The 22,306-nt window shown below is 44.1% G+C and carries 20 protein-coding genes and 2 tRNA genes; 10 read left to right on the top strand and 12 right to left on the bottom strand.

All coding sequences use genetic code 11. The features are described from left to right. The first annotated feature begins 5 nt into the window (after window positions 1–5). From ACPEGP_RS08760 to ACPEGP_RS08740, 5 genes are all read left to right on the top strand, one after another. The gene (locus ACPEGP_RS08760; RefSeq protein ID WP_423813172.1) at window positions 6–1,028 is read left to right on the top strand and encodes a DUF1852 domain-containing protein; all 1,023 of its coding nucleotides are present in this window, start codon (window positions 6–8) and stop codon (window positions 1,026–1,028) included. Between the two features lie 83 nt (window positions 1,029–1,111). Next, on the top strand, window positions 1,112–2,176 hold the full coding sequence (locus ACPEGP_RS08755) for a methionine synthase (RefSeq protein WP_423813171.1): 1,065 nt from the start codon (window positions 1,112–1,114) through the stop codon (window positions 2,174–2,176). A 103-nt stretch (window positions 2,177–2,279) separates the two neighbouring features. After that, the gene (locus ACPEGP_RS08750) at window positions 2,280–2,771 is read left to right on the top strand and encodes a flavin reductase (protein WP_068406101.1); all 492 of its coding nucleotides are present in this window, start codon (window positions 2,280–2,282) and stop codon (window positions 2,769–2,771) included. Between the two features lie 61 nt (window positions 2,772–2,832). Further along, window positions 2,833–3,675 carry a sulfite exporter TauE/SafE family protein gene (locus tag ACPEGP_RS08745; RefSeq protein ID WP_423813170.1) on the top strand — a complete coding sequence of 281 codons (843 nt, stop codon included), beginning with the start codon at window positions 2,833–2,835 and terminating at the stop codon, window positions 3,673–3,675. A 94-nt stretch (window positions 3,676–3,769) separates the two neighbouring features. After that, entirely contained in the window at window positions 3,770–4,252 is a 483-nt protein-coding gene (locus ACPEGP_RS08740) for a hypothetical protein (RefSeq protein ID WP_423813169.1), read from the top strand. Between the two features lie 182 nt (window positions 4,253–4,434). On the opposite strand, the gene glmS is transcribed toward ACPEGP_RS08740, so the two are convergent. The 7 genes from glmS to hisF all read right to left on the bottom strand — a co-directional run bounded on the left by glmS (window position 4,435) and on the right by hisF (window position 12,487). After that, window positions 4,435–6,279: a glutamine--fructose-6-phosphate transaminase (isomerizing) gene (gene glmS, locus ACPEGP_RS08735; protein ID WP_191690643.1), complete on the bottom strand. Its 1,845-nt coding sequence runs from the start codon at window positions 6,277–6,279 to the stop codon at window positions 4,435–4,437. A gap of 164 nt (window positions 6,280–6,443) precedes the next feature. After that, window positions 6,444–7,820, bottom strand: a complete 1,377-nt coding sequence (gene glmU, locus ACPEGP_RS08730) for a bifunctional UDP-N-acetylglucosamine diphosphorylase/glucosamine-1-phosphate N-acetyltransferase GlmU (protein WP_423813168.1) — start codon at window positions 7,818–7,820, stop codon at window positions 6,444–6,446. 253 nt (window positions 7,821–8,073) lie between these two features. Continuing rightward, complete coding sequence (locus tag ACPEGP_RS08725) at window positions 8,074–8,664, bottom strand: phosphatidylglycerophosphatase A family protein (protein ID WP_109592018.1); 591 nt, start codon at window positions 8,662–8,664, stop codon at window positions 8,074–8,076. Between the two features lie 3 nt (window positions 8,665–8,667). Next, window positions 8,668–9,708, bottom strand: a complete 1,041-nt coding sequence (gene thiL, locus ACPEGP_RS08720) for a thiamine-phosphate kinase (protein ID WP_423813167.1) — start codon at window positions 9,706–9,708, stop codon at window positions 8,668–8,670. A 2-nt stretch (window positions 9,709–9,710) separates the two neighbouring features. After that, window positions 9,711–10,739 carry a transcription antitermination factor NusB gene (gene nusB, locus ACPEGP_RS08715; RefSeq protein WP_423813166.1) on the bottom strand — a complete coding sequence of 343 codons (1,029 nt, stop codon included), beginning with the start codon at window positions 10,737–10,739 and terminating at the stop codon, window positions 9,711–9,713. 292 nt (window positions 10,740–11,031) lie between these two features. Beyond that, window positions 11,032–11,565 carry a 6,7-dimethyl-8-ribityllumazine synthase gene (gene ribE / locus ACPEGP_RS08710; protein ID WP_201591898.1) on the bottom strand — a complete coding sequence of 178 codons (534 nt, stop codon included), beginning with the start codon at window positions 11,563–11,565 and terminating at the stop codon, window positions 11,032–11,034. 139 nt (window positions 11,566–11,704) lie between these two features. Beyond that, window positions 11,705–12,487: an imidazole glycerol phosphate synthase subunit HisF gene (gene hisF / locus ACPEGP_RS08705; RefSeq protein ID WP_423813165.1), complete on the bottom strand. Its 783-nt coding sequence runs from the start codon at window positions 12,485–12,487 to the stop codon at window positions 11,705–11,707. 187 nt (window positions 12,488–12,674) lie between these two features. Here hisF and ACPEGP_RS08700 point away from each other — a divergent pair, with 187 nt between their 5' ends. The 3 genes from ACPEGP_RS08700 to ACPEGP_RS08690 are packed head-to-tail and all read left to right on the top strand — an operon-like array spanning window position 12,675 to window position 15,190. After that, complete coding sequence (locus ACPEGP_RS08700) at window positions 12,675–13,925, top strand: homoserine kinase (protein WP_423813164.1); 1,251 nt, start codon at window positions 12,675–12,677, stop codon at window positions 13,923–13,925. A 47-nt stretch (window positions 13,926–13,972) separates the two neighbouring features. After that, entirely contained in the window at window positions 13,973–14,281 is a 309-nt protein-coding gene (locus ACPEGP_RS08695; RefSeq protein WP_423813163.1) for a hypothetical protein, read from the top strand. Next, window positions 14,282–15,190: a class II glutamine amidotransferase gene (locus ACPEGP_RS08690; RefSeq protein WP_423813162.1), complete on the top strand. Its 909-nt coding sequence runs from the start codon at window positions 14,282–14,284 to the stop codon at window positions 15,188–15,190. A 34-nt stretch (window positions 15,191–15,224) separates the two neighbouring features. Here ACPEGP_RS08690 and ACPEGP_RS08685 read toward each other — a convergent pair whose 3' ends face one another. Next, the gene (locus ACPEGP_RS08685; RefSeq protein ID WP_423813161.1) at window positions 15,225–15,788 is read right to left on the bottom strand and encodes a YchJ family protein; all 564 of its coding nucleotides are present in this window, start codon (window positions 15,786–15,788) and stop codon (window positions 15,225–15,227) included. A gap of 44 nt (window positions 15,789–15,832) precedes the next feature. After that, complete coding sequence (locus tag ACPEGP_RS08680; protein ID WP_423813160.1) at window positions 15,833–16,549, bottom strand: metal-dependent hydrolase; 717 nt, start codon at window positions 16,547–16,549, stop codon at window positions 15,833–15,835. Between the two features lie 114 nt (window positions 16,550–16,663). Between ACPEGP_RS08680 and ACPEGP_RS08675 the strand changes: the two genes are divergently transcribed. Both ACPEGP_RS08675 and acnA read left to right on the top strand, forming a co-directional pair. After that, a complete protein-coding gene (locus ACPEGP_RS08675; RefSeq protein WP_423813159.1) occupies window positions 16,664–17,677 on the top strand; it encodes a DUF3025 domain-containing protein in 1,014 nt (337 codons plus the stop codon). A 428-nt stretch (window positions 17,678–18,105) separates the two neighbouring features. Continuing rightward, window positions 18,106–20,892, top strand: a complete 2,787-nt coding sequence (gene acnA, locus ACPEGP_RS08670; protein WP_423813158.1) for an aconitate hydratase AcnA — start codon at window positions 18,106–18,108, stop codon at window positions 20,890–20,892. Between the two features lie 88 nt (window positions 20,893–20,980). Here the strand turns inward: acnA and ACPEGP_RS08665 are convergent, their stop codons facing one another. The 3 genes from ACPEGP_RS08665 to ACPEGP_RS08655 form a co-directional block, all read right to left on the bottom strand. After that, window positions 20,981–21,634 carry a LysE family translocator gene (locus ACPEGP_RS08665; RefSeq protein WP_423813157.1) on the bottom strand — a complete coding sequence of 218 codons (654 nt, stop codon included), beginning with the start codon at window positions 21,632–21,634 and terminating at the stop codon, window positions 20,981–20,983. Window positions 21,635–21,796: 162 nt separating this feature from the next. Next, a tRNA-Glu gene (locus ACPEGP_RS08660) sits at window positions 21,797–21,872 on the bottom strand. Window positions 21,873–22,036: 164 nt separating this feature from the next. Next, window positions 22,037–22,112 (bottom strand) — tRNA-Ala (locus tag ACPEGP_RS08655). Window positions 22,113–22,306: the final 194 nt, after the last annotated feature.

Raw genomic sequence — 22,306 nt, 5'->3', positions numbered from 1 at the left:
TTATCATGAGTAAACAATTTACATATTCCATCTCGAGCATTCGTTTTGATGAAAACTATCATCCGGCAGATAGCACACGTCTGACCACGAACTTTGCCAATTTGGCGCGCGGTGATCAGCGTGAAGAAAATCTACGTAAAACACTAAGAATGATCAATAATCGTTTTAACGCTTTGGCGCATTGGGATAATCCAACCGCCGACCGTTATTCGGTTGAAGTTGATATTATTTCAGCAGATTTAGATATTGAAGGTAATGGCGATACTTTTCCGGTCATCGAAACGCTAAAAACCACGATCGTCGACCATAAAGACAATACCCGTATCGACGGTATGATTGGTAATAGTTTTTCCTCTTATGTACGCGATTATGACTTTAGCGTTGTCCTATTAGAGCATTTCGATAAAAACCCGTCATCGCCACCGCCGGCAGATTTTGGTGACTTACATGGCAAACTGTTTCAGTATTTATTAAATTCAGAAACCTATCAAGCTGAGTTTAATAAACAGCCAGTGATTTGCCTAAGTGTATCGACCAGTAAAACCTATCATCGTACGATTAACCAGCATCCGGTGTTAGGGGTTGAATACCGACAAGACGAATATTCTTTAACTGACGATTATTTTCATAAAATGGGCTTAACCGTGCGCTATTTTATGCCTGCTGGTAGTGTTGCGCCTTTAGCGTTTTATTTTGCCGGTGACTTGCTGACTGATTACACTGACCTTGAGCTCATCAGTGCGATTGCAACTATGGAAACCTTCCAAAAGATTTACCGTCCTGAAATCTATAATGCCAACTCGACGGCGGGACAGGTATATCAGCCCAGTTTAAAATATCAAGATTATTCACTGACGCAAATCGTCTATGACCGCGAAGAGCGTAGCCAAATGGCAGTGAAGCAAGGTAAGTTTACGGAAGAACAATTTATCAAGCCTTACCAAGCTATTCTTGAAGAGTGGGCGGCAAGCTATGATGTGAATGAGAATGTGGCAGACGCATGTGCGGATAAAGAATACGCCGCCTAACTATTTTCAACCTAGATACGTTCAATTTAAATACTATCAATCTAGCTGGAATGAGAATACCAATAAATAAGAAGATAAATGTTATGACACTGCTATTACCAACACAAAAGTTATTACCGACACAAAGATTACTACCGACATCAACCGCTGGCAGCTTGCCAAAACCTTCTTGGCTGGCTGAACCGGAAAAAATTTGGTCACCTTGGGCTTTAGAGGGTGAGCAATTGCTCGAAGCCAAACAAGATGCGTTACGGGTTTCATTGCAAGAACAACTGCATGCCGAGATTGATATTGTCAGTGATGGCGAGCAGACACGTCAGCATTTTGTGACTACCTTTATTGAACATCTTGATGGTGTCGATTTCGAAAAGCGTGAAACGGTTAAAATTCGCAATCGTTATGAGGCAAGTGTTCCGTCAGTTGTGGGTAGCGTAAGTCGCCAAAAAGCTGTGTTTGTTGACGATGCTAAATTTTTACGCTCGCAAACCGATCAACCTATCAAATGGGCGTTGCCCGGTCCAATGACGATGATTGATACCTTATATGATGGTCATTATAAAAGCCGTGAAAAACTGGCTTGGGAATTTGCCAAAATTTTAAATCAAGAAGCGAAAGATTTAGAAGCGGCTGGTGTGGACATCATTCAATTCGATGAACCAGCGTTTAACGTGTTTTTTGATGATGTTAACGACTGGGGTATTGCCACTTTAGAGCGTGCTATTGAAGGTCTAAAATGTGAAACGGCGGTGCATATTTGCTACGGCTACGGTATCAAAGCCAATACCGATTGGAAAAAAACTTTAGGGACAGAGTGGCGTCAATATGAGCAAGCTTTTCCAAAATTGCAGCAGTCAAATATCGATATTGTCTCGCTGGAGTGTCAAAACTCGCATGTACCGATGGATTTGATTGAACTGATTCGCGGTAAAAAGGTAATGGTCGGCGCCATTGATGTGGCAACCAATAATATCGAAACACCGGAAGAAGTAGCAGATACGTTACGTAAAGCGCTGCAGTTTGTCGATGCAGATAAGCTTTATCCTTCGACCAACTGCGGCATGGCACCGTTATCTCGTCAAGTGGCACGTGGTAAATTGCAAGCCTTGAGCGCAGGTGCAGCTATTGTACGTAAAGAGCTTAGCGTTTAGCATTTCTTAACAAAGCTTACCTTGTTTAAACCCATGAGTGACCTCAGTTATCAATGTACTTAAAGATTAAAGTACTTAAAGATTAAAATTTAGGAGTTAAGTCATGATTGAAGCAACTGATTTTAGAGATGCCATGTCTCTATTACCGACAGCGGTCAATGTGATCACCACAAAAGGTGACTCTGGCTGTCATGGGTTTACCGCCTCGGCGGTCTGTAGCGTGACCGATACACCGCCAACCTTGCTTGTCTGTATGAATCAGAGCTCGCGCTCACACGAACATTTTCTTGAAAACAAAACGTTAAGTGTCAATGTCTTAGGTACGCAGCACGAACCCATATCTAATGCCTTTGCCTCCAAACTATGCTCAGAAGAGCGTTTTTGTCACGGTGCTTGGACGACATTAACCACAGGTGCCCCTGTTTTAGAGGATGCGCTAGTCAGTTTTGATTGTGAAATTGATGACATTCAACAAGTCGGCACACACAGTATTTTTATGTGCCGCGTGGTCGCCATCAAACAAGGTGTGAGCGATGAAAGTTTGGTGTATTTCAATCGCTCGTACCATCAAGTGGGTCAAACAGAAATCGTTTAACCTACTTTTAAAGCCCTTGTTATTTAACTAAAACTATAGCTAACTGAGAAGTAACTATCCTGTGGAAATACTCATTTTTTTAATAATAGGCGCGCTAGCAGGATTTGCTGCCGGGCTTTTTGGTGTGGGCGGTGGCACGATTATTGTGCCTTTATTGTTTGTCGTTTTTACCCAAATGGATTACAGCCCTGACAGCATTATGCATTTAGCATTAGGGACGTCATTGGCGACTATTATTGTCACCTCTATCAGCTCGCTTATGGCACACAATAAAAAAGGCGCTGTGATGTGGCCGGTGTTTAAAAATCTGGCACCAGGTTTAGCGCTAGGTTGTTTCTTAGGCGCGGGAATCGCAGGGCAGATATCTGGATTGTATCTTCAGCTGATTGTTGGGGTTTTTTTACTGTGGGTTGCTTATAAGATGTTTTTTGCCGGTAAAAAACCTGTTGCTAATCATTCTAGTGGCGCTAATGATGTCAGTAGCGCCAACTACGCCAATCCAGTACTACCCTCAAAACCTAAGCAATTAGCAGCAGGCGGGGTTATTGGTGTCGCTTCTGCTATCTTTGGTATTGGCGGTGGCAGCTTAACCGTGCCTTATCTCACGCGTTATAATGTGGTGATGCAAAAAGCGGTTGGGACTTCAGCGGCGTGCGGGTTGCCGATTGCTATAGCCGGTGCATTAGGGTTTATGTTTTTTGGCATGCAGCAGCAAGTCGATGTGCCTAATACCATTGGCTTTGTACATATTTATGCCTTTTTAGGCATTAGTATTATGAGCTTTTTTACCGCAAAATTAGGCGCAAAAGTCGCTCATATACTATCGCCAGAACTATTAAAAAAATGCTTTGCGATATTATTAACGGTGGTGGGGTTTTATTTTCTATATAAAGGGCTGGTTTAATTATTCATGTTTGTATAATGGGGCGTATTCTCTTTAGAATGAAGATGCGCCCTAATCATATTATTTTGGCTAATTAGGTTCAACAAAGATAATTATGTTTAATAAACTTAAAGCATTGATTCTACTTTCAGCTTTTCTTACAGTAATCGCCTGTTCGGATGATAATTCGGTTTTAGCTCATGATGAAAAAGTTACCACAGCTAGCAATCACGAACGTGATACGCAGGAGATGTATCGTAAGATCGATACATTAAAAAGAGAGCTGCCAAGCGTAATTGATGAAGTCACTACGTTAGAAAAGATTGATTTTGATGGAACAACGGTTACTTTCGGTTATCGGCTAAAGATATCTGATTATAATGCTTCTGAAAGAAAAGAGCTTGAAACGGAAATGCGTAATGAACATACTAAGTTAGCCTGTGCAGAAGCAGAAGTTATGCAAGGGATAAATAAGGGATTTGATTATCAGTATAGTTATTACGATTTAGATGATAGTAAGGTGGCTAGTTTTGAGGTCACAAAAGACATTTGCGACAACTTAAATAAGGCTGACTCTGAAATTGAAATAGGGACATAATCAATTCTGGGTTACTTTGCTGCTGAATATAATATATATACTGAGATATATCCAAATTATTGAAATTTTTTATGTCCATTATAAAAAAATGCTTTGCTATCTATATGGTACTAGACAGCAAAGCACTTAGTGTTATACAATATTACGATAAATAAAAAAAATTTTAAAATCAAATACTTAGACTATTCAACTGTTACGCTTTTGGCCAAATTTCTAGGCTGATCAACATCCGTACCACGCATCACCGCGACATGATACGACAACAACTGCACCGGTACGCTATAAACGATAGGGGCAAGCGTCTCGCAAACCTCAGGGACATAAACCACGTGCATTCTATCTTCTGCGACCATCTTGCTTTCTTCACTGGCAAATACAAACAGCTCACCGTGACGCGCATGTACCTCTTGCATGTTTGCTTTTAGCTTATCAAACATACTGTCTTTTGGCGCGAGCACCACGATAGGCATGTCTTTATCGACCAACGCTAATGGGCCGTGTTTTAGCTCACCGGCGGCATAGCCTTCTGCGTGAATATAAGAGATTTCTTTTAGCTTCAATGCGCCTTCTAAGGCGATTGGGAATTGTAAACCGCGACCTAAGAATAAGCAGCTTTTCTTATATTCAAAGTGCTCACTCATGACTTTGATAGGCGCATCGAGTTGTAAGCTGGCATGTAGTTGCCCGCGTAGCGCTTGTAATTTGCCCAGCAAGGTGGTTAATTTTTCACCTGTCATACGCGTTTGTACAACACCCACTTTTAATACCAGTAACATCAACGCGGCAAGCTGAGTGGTAAAGGCTTTGGTAGAAGCAACGCCAATCTCAGGGCCGGCAAGCGTTGGTAAAAAGATATCGGTTTCACGTACCAAAGATGAGGTCGGTACATTACATAAAGCCAAGCTGACGAGGCCTGCTGGCGTATGTTTTTGGATATCGCGTAGCGCCGATAAGGTATCCGCCGTTTCGCCTGATTGCGAGATGCAAATGACCAAGGTGTCATCGACGACCACTGGATTGCGGTAGCGGAACTCACTAGCAACCTCAACCGAACACGGCACACGGGTTAGACTTTCAAACCAATATTTCGCGACCAAACCTGAATGATAGCTGGTGCCACAAGCGATGACTTGAACATTCTTGATACCTTTTAACTGCGCTTCATGACGCTGCAAAAAGTCATCGCGCAGCTTAGATGGTGCATCACTATCTATTGCCATCTCAATCGTACGGGCAACCGCATCTGGCTGCTCATAGATTTCTTTGAGCATATAATGTTTGAACTCGCCTTTATCAGCATTATGCTGGGCGGCATCAATCTCGTGTATCTGGCGTTTTACTTTTACGCCGTCTGCATAAACTTCAATACTATTACGGGTTAATTTGGCGATATCGCCTTCTTCTAGGTACATAAAGCGATTGGTCACAGGCAAAAGCGCCAATTGATCAGAGGCAATAAAGTTCTCACCGATACCTACACCGATGACCAAAGGCGACCCTAAACGGACGGTAATCAGCTCGTCTGGGCAATCAATATGCACAATGCCAAGGGCAAACGCGCCATGTAATAACGGAATAACTGCGCGTACCGCTTCTAGTAAATCAGGCTTATTTTTGTAGATATCATTGATTAGATGAGCGACGACTTCGGTATCAGTTTGCGAGGTAAACTCGTAGCCTTTAGCAATCAGCTCTTCTTTTAGCTCAGCATAGTTCTCAACGATACCATTGTGTACCACGGCGATTTTACCAGATACATGTGGATGGGCGTTACGCTGTGCAGGTTCGCCATGCGTGGCCCAGCGCGTATGTGCAATACCGATATGACCGTCGAAAAATTCAGGATTGACGGCGACGGCATCGACCAACGCTTGTACTTTGCCCACTTGGCGCTCGCGATGTAGCTCGCCATTACGGATAACAGTCAGACCAGCAGAGTCATAACCACGGTATTCTAGGCGTTTAAGGCCTTCAAGTAAGATATTGGCAATATTCCGCTCAGCAACTGCTCCAACGATTCCACACATAATTATTCCTTAAATTTTATGTTCTCATACCATGTGATTTTGAAAGTTGCCAACACATGGATAATCATTAATCTGTAAATATAAATAAGCAGCACCACAAATTATTGTCGTACTGCTTTAGTGGTTTTACCATCATTTTATCGAGTCAACTATCAGCGCCGCCTTTATTTTTTGGTTGGACGCTGAAAGTTATCTTTCTGGGTTTGGCGCGCACGGCCAAAGGCTAAGGCGCTATCATCGACGTCTTTGGTAATCACTGAGCCTGCCGCAACCGTAGCGGTATCACCAATGGTAACTGGCGCAACCAAGCTGGCGTTAGAGCCAATAAAGGCATTGTCTTCGATGATGGTTTGCGATTTATTGACGCCGTCGTAATTACAGGTAATCACGCCCGCACCGATATTGACATTTGTTCCAACCGTCGCATCACCCACATAACTTAGATGATTGACCTTGCTACCTTGACCGATAGTCGATTTCTTAATCTCGACAAAATTACCTACTTTACTGTTATTAGACAAAACAGTATCAGGGCGTAAGTGGGCGAAAGGTCCAATATCGACGCCGTTACCAATGTGCGCACTGTCAATGACGCAGTACGGCTTTAGGTGACAGGCATTACCAATGTGCGCATTTTTAATCACACAGCCAGCTTCGATATAAACGTTGTCACCTAAGACACAATCACCCTCAAACACAACGCCCACATCGACGAATACATCTTGGCCTGCGATCAAGCTGCCACGAATATCAACGCGCGTCGGATCGGCAAACTGGACGCCAGCTTCTTGCAGGTCAGCAACCAACTTACCTTGCCACGTACGCTCCAAGCTGGCAAGCTGTTGGCGGTTATTGACGCCTTCAATCTCAAAGCTATGTTCAGGCTCGATGGCGACAATATTGATGCCTTCAGCAACCGCCATCTTAACAATATCGGTGAGATAGTATTCTTGCTGCGCATTGTCGTTAGACAGCTTTGGCAGATATTTATGCAATAATGCATTATCAACGCAGTAAATACCGCTATTAATCTCTTGGATCTTTTGTTCATCGGCGTTGGCATCTTTTTGCTCAACGATGGCTTCAATATTGCCCTCTTTATCGCGTTTGATACGACCAAGACCAAATGGGTTGTCTACTGTTAGCGTCAACATCGACATACCATCAGTATTGGCAAGTTTTAAAGCTGTTAACGTCTGGCAGCTGACCAATGGCACATCACCATATAAAATCAGACTTTGGCCTTCTTTTGGTAACTCAGATAGGGTGACTTTTACTGCATGGCCCGTACCTAACTGCTCAGTCTGGGCAACCCACGTAATCGGCAAATGCGCATATTGCTCATTAATGTCTGCTTGGACTTGTTCGCCGCCAAAACCATGGACAATAATGGTGTCATCAACGGTCAATTGATGACAAGTATCAAGCACATGACCCAATAATGACTTGCCAGCCAGTGTCTGTAGCACTTTTGGCTTGGCTGATTGCATACGCGTGCCTTTACCAGCCGCGAGGATAATTACTGAAAGAGGAGCTGTCATAGTATTCCTAAAAAAGAGCCTACAAATGTAACAAAATATAATTCTGAATTATAACGCAAATTACGATTTAACTAAAACGCTATGTCGTGACATCTTTGTAAACTGATTATGACATTAGCTGTCTATAGATATAAATTAAACAGCAGGCGTTCAGAAAATCTAACCGCTAAATAGGTGAGCGATATAAAAGGCGATAAAGTAGAATTATTTATGGTAAAAACATTTATTTGAGGTTTAAAGGACAAACTTAAGATTAAAAGCTAAAAGAGAAGATAAAGGTATAAATAATCACCCAAACGGCTGCCGCCATCACTCCCGCAATAATATCGTCGAGCATAATACCCAGACCGCCCGCGACTTTTTTATCTGCCCAGCCAATCGGCGGCGGCTTAATAATGTCAAAAAAGCGAAATAGTATAAAGGCAATAATGATGGCTAAGATAGTAGGTATTTGAGTGAAATTTTGCCAAAAACTGCCGTTGGCGATACCCATATAAGATAGCGGCAGGAGGGTAAGCCACATACCAGCCCACTCATCCCAAACGATGTGCGGGTTATCGTGGCCGCCCATCAGCTCTGAGGTACGACCGCATATCGCATTACCAAGCAAACAAGCTAAAATGGTAATCATCAAAAACGGCACAAAGCCTAGGCTTAATAATGGTATCGCAACGATTAAAGCGCCAACCGTACCCCAAGTGCCGGGTGCACGGCGCGGCAGACCGCTACCTAGACCGATACCAAGCCAATAAACCAAACGATCAAACGCGCTGGCATTGGCGGGTAGAGGCGGGCAATCATTGGCTTGTCGGATATCAGGCTTAGATAGGTTGTGATCAATCATGGGTTAACCTGCAAAATGTTGGTAACCCGTCAGATTGGGCCAAGTAGGAAATGGGGCGGGATGCGTCGGTGTGACTGCTAGGCCTTGATAAAAAATCTCGGGTCGTACATTTTTAGCAGTATCTGCCTTGTTTGCGGCTATGACTTCACCGATACAGGTCACAGGCGTGTCGCTATTATTATCAATCGGTGGCTCGATATGGGCAGGCAAGGTAAAAGCCAGCTCATAATCATCGCCGCCCGCCAACTGACATAATAAGCGTTCAGATAGACCAACGCTTGATAATGCTTTACTGGTAGGCAGATGCTCAAGGTGGATGCGCATACCAACGGCACTTTGCTCACAGATATGCCCAAGGTCTTGATACAGACCATCAGAGATATCTATCATCGAAGTTGCGCCAATTGTTGCCACTGCTGCCCCTAAGGCAATACGCGGCGTTGGCATATGCAACCGATGGGCAAGCTCAATACCGATAGCAGTATTAGGATGCTGTAGCGCATAAGCAGCATCGCCAAGCGACCCTGAGACATAGATTTTATCGCCGACTTGCGCGCCTGAGCGGTAGACAGCCGGAATGTTTGCAGCCAGTAATCCTTGCGCGCTGACACTAAGCACTAATCTATCACTGCGCGTGGTATCACCGCCAATAAGCGTGATACCAAATAGCTGGCAGGCGTGAAATAAACCTTTGGCAAATTCAGTCAGCCATTGCTCATTCGCCAAATGCTCAGGTAAGGCCAAGGCCAATAGAATACTATGCGGCGTTGCGCCCATCGCAGCAATGTCTGAGACATTCACTGCGACCGCTTTATAGCCGATTTGAAAGGCTAATTCGTTTACGTCATTCCAATCAGCGCTAAAGTGCCGCCCTTGAACGAGGGTATCAATACAGCTAACCAAGTGTGCACCTGCAGGCAAGCTCATTACCGCCGCATCATCACCAATGCCTTTTTCGATATTGTGTGCTTCGGCAGTGCTGGACAATGACGGTGCAGCTTGTATTTGCGCAAATATACGCTCAATCAGCTCAAATTCGTTCATGGCTAGTCTTTATTGTTTTCATTAGGAGTAACAAGGTTTGAATCATGTAAGCCTACGTCAGCTGCGTCACTATTCTCATCTTTGCTAACCCCATTAGTAGCCCCATTTTTTTCTAAAGAGTTTTCTTCTACAGCGCTTTCTTCTGCAGATTTGTCATTAACGATATTATTTGGCGTTTCATTTTTTGCGGCGTCGTTTTTCTTATTGATCTTATAGTCCATAATATTTGCTAGAGCTTTACTCGCGCTATTGCGTTTAACACTGGCATTATTGGCACTGATACGCGGTTTGTTTGAGGCGGTAGATGTACTATCGACATCAGATTCAGCAGTGCTTTCGCTAACTTCTTCAACAGCAGTAGATTGAGCTTCAGTCTGCTTAGTATTTGCTTGAGTCGCCGCTTTTTGTGAGGTGCGTAGATTGGCTTTGCTGTCGGCTTCGACTTCAAGCGCGCGCAATTCAATCGCCATTTTATCAAGGACGGCATTAATCAATTTATGCGCGTCAGTAGCGCCGAAATGATTGTTTAGCTTCATCGCTTCATCAAGCACGACTTTGTAGGGAATTTCTAAGCGGTTTTGTAGCTCATACGCCCCAATCAATAAAATGGCATGTTCAACAGTGTCCAATTTATCAATGTCACGATCAAGGTGCTGACTGATTAGCGCATCGAGAGCGTCAATCTGCTCTGGAATATCGCGCATCATTTCATGATAGTAGCCGATATGAACGGTATGCATGGCATTGGTCGCGCGCGTACGGGCAGCGATATCATGCGGCGCATTGTCCTTCCAGCCAAGCTTGCCATCGATATCAAAACGGCGATCGGTAACCAACCACTCATATAGGCCTTGCATCGCAAAGCGACGAGCCTTACGCACAGCAGTGTGGCTAGTCTTATAAGTCGTTTCACTCATATCAAAGGTTTGCTCACCCGCACTACTGCTCGCGATACGAGTGGCTTCAGCTTGTGCATCATTGGCTTGGGCGGTTTTTGCAGCGCTAATGGCGCGCTTGAGTTGGTCAGTCATAGGGGGTCAATACCTAAATTTTAAATAACTATCATTTTAAACAACTATCTTGGCGCAAATAACAGGCTTGGCAAAGACAGCAAGTTGTAAGAAATAGTATAAAAGTTGTTAAATAGTAGACGACTGGCAGGCTGTGACAGTCGGATATTAAAACGGTGCTTTATAGAACTGTTTATAGTGCTTTTTACTATAGCATTGGCGCTAGGGTTTATATCAAAGATGACATAAACGCCCGCGCCAATTAAATAACGAATAAAGTTTTATAAAATGAGGACTTAATTATGCGTCATCATTATTGTCCGTCTTCATTATTATCATAGTCATCAGCAATGTCTAACTGTGATAGAACCGCTAGCATCTCAAGCACAACCATCGCTGCTTCTGAGCCTTTATTACCGGCTTTGGTACCAGAACGCTCAATCGCTTGCTCGATGCTGTCAGTGGTTAATACACCGTTGGCAACAGGGATATTATAATCAATTGCAACGCTGCTTAAACCTTTGGCAGATTCGCTCGCCACAAAGTCAAAATGCGGCGTGCTACCACGGATAATCGCACCTAACGCAATGATGGCATCAAAGCGATCAGACTCAGCGGCGCGCTGAGCAACGAGTGGCAACTCAAAAGCACCCGGCACGCGAATCACGGTAATGTTGCTACCCAATACGCCATGGCGAAGTAGGGCATCGATTGCGCCATCTACCAATGACTCAACGACAAAACCGTTAAAACGACCGACGACGATACCAATGCGCGCATCTTCATTTTGATGTAAATTGCCATCGATATGGGTAATATCATTGCGCTGCTGTTGTAAATTTGACATAAGAAAATCCTTTGGGTAAGTAGCGTTTAAAACAAAATTTTTATGTAAAATCTCGATTGTTTTCAATAGTTAACTGAAAAAAGTAAATAAGTAGCGCTATGATAGCATTTTTTGCATAGGCATTGATATTTTAGCAATCTTAAAGACGCATCTGTATGCCTTGCGCGGCCATATATGCTTTGGCCTCTTGCACGGTATATTCGCCAAAGTGAAAAATGCTAGCCGCAAGTACGGCATCGACGCCGCCTTCTAATACGCCTTCTGCTAAATGTTGTAAGTTACCAACGCCGCCCGAAGCAATGACGGGCACATTCACGCGGCTGGTTATTTGCTGCATTAGAGCCAAATCATAGCCTTTTTTGGTACCGTCACCATCCATTGAGGTCACCAGCAATTCGCCAGCGCCAAGCTCCGCCATTTTACTTGCCCAAGCCACGGCATCAATACCGGTTGGCTTACGACCACCGTGGGTGAAAATCTCCCAACGCGGTACGATAACGCCATCGACCGTTATATCTGCAACGCGTTTGGCATCGATAGCCACGACGATACATTGATTACCAAATTTCTGTGCCGCCTCCCCAACGAACTCAGGGGTAAATACGGCCGCAGAATTGATTGCCACTTTATCCGCGCCGGCATTGAGCAAATTACGAATATCAGCGATTTTACGCACACCGCCGCCGACCGTTAGTGGCACAAACACGGTTTCAGCCATACGCTCAACGGTATGGTAAGTGGTATCGCGCTCATCATTGGTCGCCGTAATGTCTAAAAAAGTAATCTCATCGGCGCCTTGCTCATTATAGCGTTTGGCGACTTCAACCGGGTCGCCGGCGTCTTTGATATCGACAAACTGCACGCCTTTGACCACACGGCCATTATCCACATCCAAACAAGGAATGATACGCTTTGCTAACATAGGGTCTTTCACCTTATAATCAATTTATCCGTAAGCGCTAGTCTAGCAAAATCGCCGCCATATCAGGCAGCTTTTCGCAAGATTATTATGCTTTTAACCAAAGTTTGCTCATGCGCGGTACAATCACTGTCATTACCGTCGATATTTATCCTATTTACCTTCTTTTAATTGCCATAAGTGAGATGTCATGTCCGTCTATACCCAGTTAACCGATGACCAGTTTGCCGCTTTTTGCCAGCGTTTTGGCGTGTCATTTGCGCGTGCCATTCCGATTACCCAAGGTATCAAAAACTCTAACTGGTTTATTCAGACGACTGACGATGTAGATGGCGCGCACTCTTATGTATTTACCTTATTTGAAGAGCGTCCACCAGAAGATATCGAAAAAATGGCGGTTATCCTCAATCAATTGGATGGTAAATTGCCAGTAGCCGCGCCGTTAGCATTGCTTGATTTAGGCGCTGATAGCGCAGAAAAAGGCTATGTCATACGCTATGATAATAAAGCGATTACGCTAGTGCCTTGTTTGGCTGGCGCGCATCCACAGCAAACCACGCAAGCGATGTGTTATGAGATTGGGGCCGCTTTAGCCATGCTGCATGAGACTTTGCAAGCATTACAGCCTGCGGAAGAATATGGCGTGCCTTTATACCCATGGGCGGAAGTACGCGACCGTGAAATGCAGTTTATGCCCGGTGACGAAGCCAAACTCATGAGCGATATTTGGCGCGCTTACTCAGATTTGCCGCTGGCGACGTTGCCAAAAGGCTTATGCCATTTAGACATGTTCGCTGATAATACCTTATGGGACTTATCGTTAAGTAATAGCCAAAAAGGCGCAGCGCGTTTAACGGGATTGTTAGACTTTACCGAAGTCAGCGTCGAGCATTATGTGATGGATATTGCCATTACCATTAATGATTTTTGTACGACTTGGGGCGATGCCGAGCAGGGCGAAACCGTCAATTTTGACCGCAGTAAAATGGCGGCTTTTTTGCAAGGCTATGAATCCAAACGTCAGCTTGGCGAAGATGAAAAACGTGCCTTACCAGTGATGCTCGCAAAAGCAGCCGTTATCTTTTGGTTATTACGTTTAAACGTTATCCACTATAACCGTACTGAAGGTCGGACTGGCGATAACATCATGGTCAAAAACCCTGACCTGATGAAACGTTTAGCAGCTTATCATTGGTCACATGTTGAAAAAGAACAAAATACGGTATTCGTGCTTGAACACGCACGCTGTAAAGACGATGATAAAAACAACGATGTCGAAGATATTAAATTAATCGGCGTATTTGCGACTGAGCAACAAGCGCAAGCCGCTATCAACCAATTAAAATCACAACCCGGTTTTAAAGAGTACCCAAACGGTTTCCATATTGATGCTTATCCGTTAAATCAAATTAACTGGTCATCAGGTTTTGACTTCTATTAAGTTCATCTGTATTAACAAGATATTTAACTGTTTAAAAGGAATTTACCATGACCGATCAAGTTGATAACTGGCACAAACTGGCGCGCTACGATACCAATATGCAAGGTGAGCTGCATGCCAATCTGCTGCGTAACAATGGTATTACGGTGTCTCTGCAACCGCTGAGTGCCATGCCGGGTATGAATTCTGGGATTGTGCTGTGGATACAATATACAGATTTGGCGCATGCGCAGCGTATTTTGGCGAATATCGATACCGATGGGGCAACGCCTTATGAGATGTTTGATGAAATGTCAGAAGCTACTCTAAACCCTACTTTAAATTCTGCAAAAGACAATAACGGCGGTGAAGTATAAATGTGTCAACTCTTAGGAATGAACTGTAATACCCCAACTGATATTGGTTTTAGTTTTGCAGGCTTTCGTCGTCGCGGCGGCATGACCGACAGTCATGAAGATGGCTTTGGTATTGCGTTTTTTGAGCGCAGTGAATGTGCCAATAATGATAAAACAGCCAACGCTTCGACTGGTCTGCGTCTATTTCATGACAATCATCCGAGCCATCTATCGCCCGTGGCTGATTTGGTGAATAATTATCCAATTAAAGCGATGAACGTTATCGCCCATATCCGTAAAGCGACCCAAGGACAGAACTGCTTGGCGAATACCCATCCTTTCGTCCGCGAAGTGTGGGGCGAGCAGTGGGTTTTTGCCCATAATGGGCAGATGAATAGCGAATTTATCAAACGCTGTCAGCGCCTGCAAGATAATGGCAATGCCTCACATTGCCAGCCAGTCGGTAATACCGATTCTGAAATGGCGTTTTGTTATCTCGTTAATCGTCTGAAAAGCAGCTTTAAAACCCGCCCAGATGATCAGACGCTGTTTAACTTTTTGACCACCCAATGTCGTTATCTATCCGCAAACGGTCTATTTAATTGCCTAATCTCAAACGGTCGATGGCAGCTGGCGTATGCCGGTAGCTTATTGTTTTATCTGACGCGACAAGCGCCGTTTGGGGAAGCGAAATTAGCAGATGACGATTTAGCGATTAACTTTAGCGATGTGACCACAGACACCGATAAAGTTACGATTCTAGTGACGGTGCCATTGACTGAAAATGAAAAGTGGCAACAGTTAGCCGTCAATGAATGCCTGATATTCCAAGATGGCGATGTCATTTATAAAGACAGTCCAAGCCAGCGTAAGTTTTTAACCATTGACGAAGGCATTGCGGTAGCACGGGCGGTTGGGGCGAGTGTTTAGAATTGGCAAATATTTAACGTTGATTAAATATCAGTTAGATATAAGCGCCACAACAGCGCTTAAATTTCTCACCCGAGCCACAAATACACGGCTGTTTTTGTGTAACGGACATAGAAACAGTCGGGTCGAGGAAGTACCAACGCGCCTCATTATTGGTTTTGTCTGTGACTTTTACAAAGGCAGACAATTCATGATGCGCCTGTATGCCGTCATCTTTATTATCAGAGATATTAAAGTAAGCCTTAAACTCAACTTGCGCATGGCGTTTACCTAGCTTTGGCGTGTGCGTGACAATTTCTAATCCTGCCCAGTCCGTCTCTTTTGCCCAATTCTCAATAGCCTGAATATCTAGCAATTTTTGCTGCGCGGGTAGCGTAGTCTTGACGATGTATTCTGGTTTAATAAAGACAAAGGCGCTATAGCGCGACCGCATTAGACGCTCAGCAGAGTCTGGCTTTACGCCGTCAATTTTATCAGTTTCGTTATTTAAAAGCCCGTCATGATAAGGCTGACAGCAATCTTGATAAAGTAGCGGCGCGCCAATAGCTTCTGAGAGAGGGTTTATTTGGCAAGGGCAAATTGGTAAGGAAATTGACATTATTTACTCAAGTTGTTATTTATATTATTAGCGATTTATAAGTTTCAATTGAGCCAGTTTTTTATCAATTCTGGCCATAGACCAAGTTTAAGCTTTGCCCAAGGTTCGGGGTCACGCAGCTGCTGCCAAAACTCAGCAAACGGCGGCGCAAAATATACCAAGAGCGCAAGGATGACGTACAGGAGCAGATACCACCATTTATCTTTATGCTGATAAAACTTCATCGCTGTACCCGATGAGCGCTTCATTTTCATATTGGACAAATTCACACTATATAGCTCATCCAATGCCAAATGTACCATGGCGCCGCCGAATAAAAATAAGCCGTAAAACCAGCTAACCGTCAACGGTAAGTTTAAAATATCGTAGCTGATATAGGTCATCCCGAGTCCCATTATCGCCATGTAGGGTACCGAATGAATGACGCCGCGGTGCACGGTCATGTTGGTAAAAATCGAAAATACCACATAACGCATAAAGCCGTAGCCCGCCAGCCACAATGCAATGAGCGCCAATAAACTCAGCTCACTGCGCCAATGCATGACCAGACCAAAGGCAAAAATAAACGAGGTAATATTAAACCCAAGCTTAATCGGCGTCGAGTTGTCCGAATCCAAATCAGGCAACAGCCCACCGATGGTACCGAGCGCCGCGCACATCAAAAACCCTGAATCATCAATTAAGCCTGCTTTATAAACCGCAAGACTCATCGTACCACTTGCCATAAATGCAACATTTAAGTGGGTGTTAAAATTTGCCATAAAAACTCATCAATAAATAGCGCGCGAAATCTGTATTTCGAGCGGCTTGTCTAGCCGTAAAAAAGCGCTCCATGATACCATAGCCACGCCAGTCGTCTAATAGAGATAGTCAATATGACCGCCACCGATTTACCTGCCAAGCCTTATCGAAATGCTACTTCTGATGCATCTATTAATAACCCGTCTGCATACGCCAGCACGCTTGATGACAGCTTTGCTGCTATTGACTGGCAAGCGCCATGGCTGTGTCATTTACATCAATTGGCCTACTTAAGCAAAAGCATTACCCAACTCAGTGTTTTACATACTGACACCGCGAATGTCGATAAAGTTGAAAATACACCTGATATTATCGCCAAGGTATTGAATACCGCATTACAGCAACAGGCAGAAAACCTAAAACAACCATTACCGCAAACCAAACCTGCGCTAAACAATCAAGCGCACACCTTACAATTCGTTTCACAAAATGCGCTGCCAGAAGGCGAAGCGTACGAGCGTTTTATCGGCACCACCGGTAATATCCCGACCCGTGATAATTTGCATGATTTATTTAACGGTAGTATTTGGCTCACCTTTCCCAAAACCAAAGCCCTGCTGAATTATTATCATATGCTTGAGATTAAGGAGCAAGGTATTGGCGCCAGTCGCGGCCGTGTCCGCGATACCATTACCGTCTTTGATGAAAATGGCGCGATATTGGTCACCGCTGAGTCTAGTATCGGTAAGGCGTTGATTGATTTTAATTGGCAGGAAAGTTTGGTTGCACCGCGTGACAAATGGGACGAGCCAAAGCAACTTAATAAACAAGCTCAAGCAGTAGTTTATATTTTTGGTCATGCACTGTTAGAAAAGCTACTGTACCCACGCAAAGCATTATGCGCCCATAGTATCGTGATAAATGTCACGCAAGAATTTTTTGCCCTATCGCTATCTGAGCGTATCAATCATTTGGATCAAAAAGTGGCCGATTATATGGATGCGTTATTATCAGAGCCAGATGTGTCCCCGCGCAAACTGTCGCCATTGCCCATTTTGGGCGTGCCATACTATTGGGCAGAAAATGTCCAGCCGAGCTTTTATGATGATAGCCACGTCTTTCGGAGCGGTCGTCGTAGTCAAAGTTAAAAGATATGGGCACACCTTGTCCGGTAAACGTTGAATTTTAACTGCTAAAGCATTGTCGTGGTTACGATTGTGCCACGATTCAACACCATCTAGTCGTTAACAAAGTGCTGCTTATTTGTTATGGTAAAAGGACGTTACAGTTAAACGCTAAACAGATGCATATATCTTTTGTTAACGGCGATTTTGTTCACCTCACCGTTATCAATAAACATTTATTCAAATAAAAGCACCGTTAACTATTGTACTTAGCACTTGTTAAAAACGAGCGCTTATTAAAAAATAGGTGTCGCCATTCGATTTAAGCACATTCATTTAAATTAAGAAGAAATAAGCCACCAGTTATCAGCATAAATTGCCATGCATTCACAGTCGTATTAATGGCATAAGGATTTATGCTTAGGATCTATAACAACGATAAGGAAGCTACCATGAGTGATATTTTTAATGTAAAAGATATGATTGAAGTCGCTGGCAAGGAGCACGTTTATTATAGCTTGCCAAAGCTGACTGACACTTACGAGAACATCAGCAAATTGCCGTTTTGTATGAAAATCGTCTTAGAAAACCTATTACGTAATGAAGACGACGGTCAATCTGTCGGCAAAAACCACATCGAAGCCGTTGCCAATTGGGACGCTGGCGCAGAAGCGTCAAAAGAAATCGCCTTTATGCCTGCGCGTGTGGTCTTGCAAGATTTCACTGGTGTACCGTCAGTGGTGGATTTGGCAGCGATGCGTGATGCGGTCGTTGAGCTTGGCGGTCGTGCCGAGCAAATTAACCCCTTTATCCCAAGTGAGTTGGTCGTTGACCACTCAGTACAGGTCGACGCTTATGGCCGCGAAGATGCACTAGACTTAAACGAGAAAATTGAATTTAAGCGCAATAACGAGCGTTATGAGTTTTTACATTGGGGCAAAAACGCCTTTAAAAACTTTGTCGTTGTGCCACCAGCAACCGGTATCGTGCATCAGGTTAACTTAGAATATTTAGCGCGTGTAGTAATGGCTGCTGAAGTAGACGGAGAGCTGACCGCGTATCCAGATACGGTATTTGGTACAGACAGTCACACGACGATGATTAATGGTATCGGCGTACTCGGTTGGGGTGTTGGCGGTATCGAAGCGGAAGCGGCGATGCTTGGACAGCCGTCCTCAATGCTCATTCCACAAGTGGTCGGTTTTGAGCTCAAAGGCAAATTGACCGAAGGCGTGACCGCAACGGATTTGGTACTACGCGTGGTTGAGATGTTACGTGCTCACGGTGTGGTAGGTAAATTCGTCGAATTTTATGGCGAAGGTTTACACAGTATGCCACTCGCTGACCGTGCAACCATTGCCAACATGTCACCAGAATACGGCGCAACCTGTGGTATTTTCCCGATTGACCAAATGGCGATTGATTATCTGCGTCTGTCAGGTCGTGAAGAAAGTCAGATTGAGCTGGTTGAAAAATATGCCAAAGCACAAGGCTTATGGCACGATGCCGATACCCCAGCGGCGACGTATTCAAGTAAGCTTGAGCTGGACTTATCATCGGTGAAACCAGCCCTTGCCGGTCCTAACTTGCCACAGCAGCGTATCAATTTGTCTGATATGCATGAGAAGTTTGGCGAAACGCTAGAGAAAATGACCAAAGACCGTAAGTCAGAAATCGATGGTAAGGTGCGCTTTGACCAAGAAGGTGCGCAGCAAGAGCAAGCCGATAGACTATATGCCAAGCCTAATGTCTTCTCTGACGTTAATATCGATGATAAGAGCCACAAACTGCGTGATGGTTCGGTGGTTATCGCCGCGATTACCTCTTGTACCAACACCTCAAACCCGGCGGTGATGATTGGCGCTGGTTTGGTGGCGAAAAAAGCCGCTGCCAAAGGTTTAAAAGCCAAGCCTTGGGTAAAAACCTCATTGGCACCAGGCTCAAAAGTTGTTACCGATTATCTTGAAAAAACCAAACTGATGGATGAGCTAGAGAAAACAGGCTTCTATTTGGTTGGTTATGGTTGTACCACATGTATCGGTAACTCAGGCCCACTCTTAGAGTCGATTGAACAAGGTATCAAAGAAAACGATTTGGTTGCCGCTGCGGTGTTATCGGGTAACCGTAACTTTGAAGGGCGTATTCACTCGCACGTCAAGGCCAGTTACTTGGCGTCGCCACCGCTGGTGGTTGCTTATGCGCTGGCAGGGACGGTTGATATTGACTTGACCACCCATCCGCTAGGACAAGACCAAGACGGTAACGATGTCTACCTAAAGGATATTTGGCCAACGTCCGATGAAATTAATGAATTAATTGCCAATAATATCGACGCCGATATGTTCCGTAAAAACTACGGCGAAGTATTTGACGGTAGTGCTGCATGGAACGCCATTAGCTCAGCCGATAGTCAGCTGTATCCATGGAGCGAAAAGTCTACTTATATCAAAAACCCACCGTTCTTTGATGGCATGACCATGGAGCCAGAAGGTATCCCTGATATCGAAGGCGCGCGTATCTTGGGTTTATTTGGCGATTCAATCACCACTGACCATATCTCGCCAGCCGGTAATATCGATGCAAATTCTCCTGCGGGTAAGTACTTACAAGAGCGTGGTGTGATGCCAGCCGACTTTAATAGTTATGGCTCACGTCGTGGTAACGATGCGGTCATGACCCGCGGTACTTTTGCCAATATCCGTATCAAAAACCAGATGATGGGCGGTAAAGAGGGTGGCTATACTTACTACTTTAAAGGTGACAACGCCACACTCCAAGACGGCGAAGAAATGCCCATCTATGACGCGGCAATGAAGTATAAAGAAGATCAGCGCCCACTTGTGGTACTTGGCGGTGCAGAATATGGGTCTGGATCAAGCCGTGACTGGGCAGCGAAGGGTACGATTTTGCTCGGCGTAAAAGCGGTATTGACCAGCTCGTTTGAGCGTATTCACCGCTCAAACTTAGTCGGTATGGGCGTGTTGCCATTAACTTTTAAAGATGGTGAAAACGCCGATACTTATCACCTAGACGGTTCTGAAGTGCTAAGTATCACAGGCCTTGATAATGGTGAGAGTAAAACCGCAACAGTGACGGCGACCTGTGCTGATGGTTCAACTGAAACCTTTGAGGTAAACGTCATGCTACAGACGCCAAAAGAGCGCGAATACGTGCGTCATGGCGGCGTATTGCACTATGTACTACGTCAATTGGCAGCTGAAAGTAAAAACGCAGCGTAATATTTAATTAAAGTGACAATAAGAAAAGCCCAGTCGTGATGACTGGGCTTTTTTATGCGCAATACTTTTTAATTCGTTATTTTTACCTTTAACCCTTCTCAGTCAATAGCTTAATACCTAAGCCAATAAACACCACTCCACTAATTTTATTTAAAATAGATTCGATAGCTGGATTCTCTCGCAGCTTTTCACTGAATTTTGACGCCAGTAATGCCAAACATAAACACCATATAAAACCAGTGACGGCAAATGTTAGTCCCAAAAGTAAAAAGGACAAGGTGCTATTCGCATAGTTAGGATTGATAAATTGCGGAAAGAAAGCCAAAAAGAATAGCGCGACTTTTGGATTAAAGGTATTGGTGAGCATACCTTGCTTATATATTTGCCAATAATCTAAAGTCTTAGCAGAAGAAGGTTTTCCGTTTTCTTGTAAACTCGCGCCTATCAAAGGCTGCTGTTTACTCATAAGCATTTTGACGCCTAGATAGCACAAATAGCTAGCACCTATATATTTAACAATCATAAATGCGGTAGGAGAGTTGGCCAGTAAAACGGATAAGCCCAGCGCCGCCAATAATGTATGTATTAAAATCCCTGAGATAATACCAAGCACGGAATAAAACCCCGCCGTTTGCCCCTGTGAAATACTGCGGGTGATGATATACATGCTATCGCTGCCAGGGGTCAGGTTTAACAAGATAGCCGCCAAGACAAACCCTAGGTAATTCTCGATACCAAACATAGCCAATATCTCCTTGTGATAGCATTAAACGTCTATAATAAATCACAGACATAAAAAATCCCAGTCACCGTATGATGACTGGGATTTTTTATTGTGCGCTTATTAGTCTAATCTGATGCTTAAAGGCGCTAAGCAAAAGTGCTAATCATTGACGCCGAATAGTGGCGTCCCCAGGGGGATTCGAACCCCCGTTACCGCCGTGAAAGGGCGGTGTCCTAGGCCTCTAGACGATGGGGACGCATAGAGTGTCATAACCACTATTTTACAATAGCATTACAACGGTACTTCACAATATCAGAGTGCTTATCTATTAATAGAGCAAGCCTTGCCTAGGTGCTGATATCGTCCTACTAGCGAGTATTTATCAAAGTGTCAGTAAACTGAACGTTGCGACAAATAGTATGGTGGAGCTAAACGGAGTCGAACCGTTGACCCCTTGCATGCCATGCAAGTGCTCTACCAACTGAGCTATAGCCCCTCGCTAAGAGTGTGCGTATTTTAGGTAAGACCAGCAGTCTTGTCAACCGCTATTTTAAAAATAATGCAAAATAATGCAAAAAAAGTTAGTAAAAGTATTTAAATGGCTAATTATGGGCATTTAAGTACGGAGATTGACGTAAAAAAGGGTCAGTAATTATAACTAACCCTTTTTTATTACTTATGCATTCTACT

Origin of the sequence: Psychrobacter sp. 219-2-C (assembly GCF_049560815.1) — a bacterium.
Lineage (GTDB): Bacteria > Pseudomonadota > Gammaproteobacteria > Pseudomonadales > Moraxellaceae > Psychrobacter > Psychrobacter faecalis.
The sequence above is the reverse complement of the archived record's forward strand: the minus strand, read 5'-3'. Positions and strand labels throughout refer to the sequence as shown.

Bases quoted from the DNA above. Each gene is read 5' to 3' on its own strand.
- ACPEGP_RS08750 (WP_068406101.1), top strand. From the start codon at position 2,280: ATGATTGAAGCAACTGATTTTAGAGATGCCATGTCTCTATTACCGACA.
- ACPEGP_RS08740 (WP_423813169.1), top strand. From the start codon at position 3,770: ATGTTTAATAAACTTAAAGCATTGATTCTACTTTCAGCTTTTCTTACA.
- ACPEGP_RS08760 (WP_423813172.1), top strand. From the start codon at position 6: ATGAGTAAACAATTTACATATTCCATCTCGAGCATTCGTTTTGATGAA.
- ACPEGP_RS08695 (WP_423813163.1), top strand. From the start codon at position 13,973: ATGACCGATCAAGTTGATAACTGGCACAAACTGGCGCGCTACGATACC.
- glmU (WP_423813168.1), bottom strand. From the start codon at position 7,820: ATGACAGCTCCTCTTTCAGTAATTATCCTCGCGGCTGGTAAAGGCACG.
- ribE (WP_201591898.1), bottom strand. From the start codon at position 11,565: ATGTCAAATTTACAACAGCAGCGCAATGATATTACCCATATCGATGGC.
- ACPEGP_RS08725 (WP_109592018.1), bottom strand. From the start codon at position 8,664: ATGATTGATCACAACCTATCTAAGCCTGATATCCGACAAGCCAATGAT.
- acnA (WP_423813158.1), top strand. From the start codon at position 18,106: ATGAGTGATATTTTTAATGTAAAAGATATGATTGAAGTCGCTGGCAAG.
- ACPEGP_RS08675 (WP_423813159.1), top strand. From the start codon at position 16,664: ATGACCGCCACCGATTTACCTGCCAAGCCTTATCGAAATGCTACTTCT.
- thiL (WP_423813167.1), bottom strand. From the start codon at position 9,708: ATGAACGAATTTGAGCTGATTGAGCGTATATTTGCGCAAATACAAGCT.
- ACPEGP_RS08685 (WP_423813161.1), bottom strand. From the start codon at position 15,788: ATGTCAATTTCCTTACCAATTTGCCCTTGCCAAATAAACCCTCTCTCA.
- ACPEGP_RS08700 (WP_423813164.1), top strand. From the start codon at position 12,675: ATGTCCGTCTATACCCAGTTAACCGATGACCAGTTTGCCGCTTTTTGC.
- ACPEGP_RS08755 (WP_423813171.1), top strand. From the start codon at position 1,112: ATGACACTGCTATTACCAACACAAAAGTTATTACCGACACAAAGATTA.
- ACPEGP_RS08680 (WP_423813160.1), bottom strand. From the start codon at position 16,549: ATGGCAAATTTTAACACCCACTTAAATGTTGCATTTATGGCAAGTGGT.
- glmS (WP_191690643.1), bottom strand. From the start codon at position 6,279: ATGTGTGGAATCGTTGGAGCAGTTGCTGAGCGGAATATTGCCAATATC.
- ACPEGP_RS08665 (WP_423813157.1), bottom strand. From the start codon at position 21,634: ATGTTTGGTATCGAGAATTACCTAGGGTTTGTCTTGGCGGCTATCTTG.
- nusB (WP_423813166.1), bottom strand. From the start codon at position 10,739: ATGACTGACCAACTCAAGCGCGCCATTAGCGCTGCAAAAACCGCCCAA.
- hisF (WP_423813165.1), bottom strand. From the start codon at position 12,487: ATGTTAGCAAAGCGTATCATTCCTTGTTTGGATGTGGATAATGGCCGT.
- ACPEGP_RS08690 (WP_423813162.1), top strand. From the start codon at position 14,282: ATGTGTCAACTCTTAGGAATGAACTGTAATACCCCAACTGATATTGGT.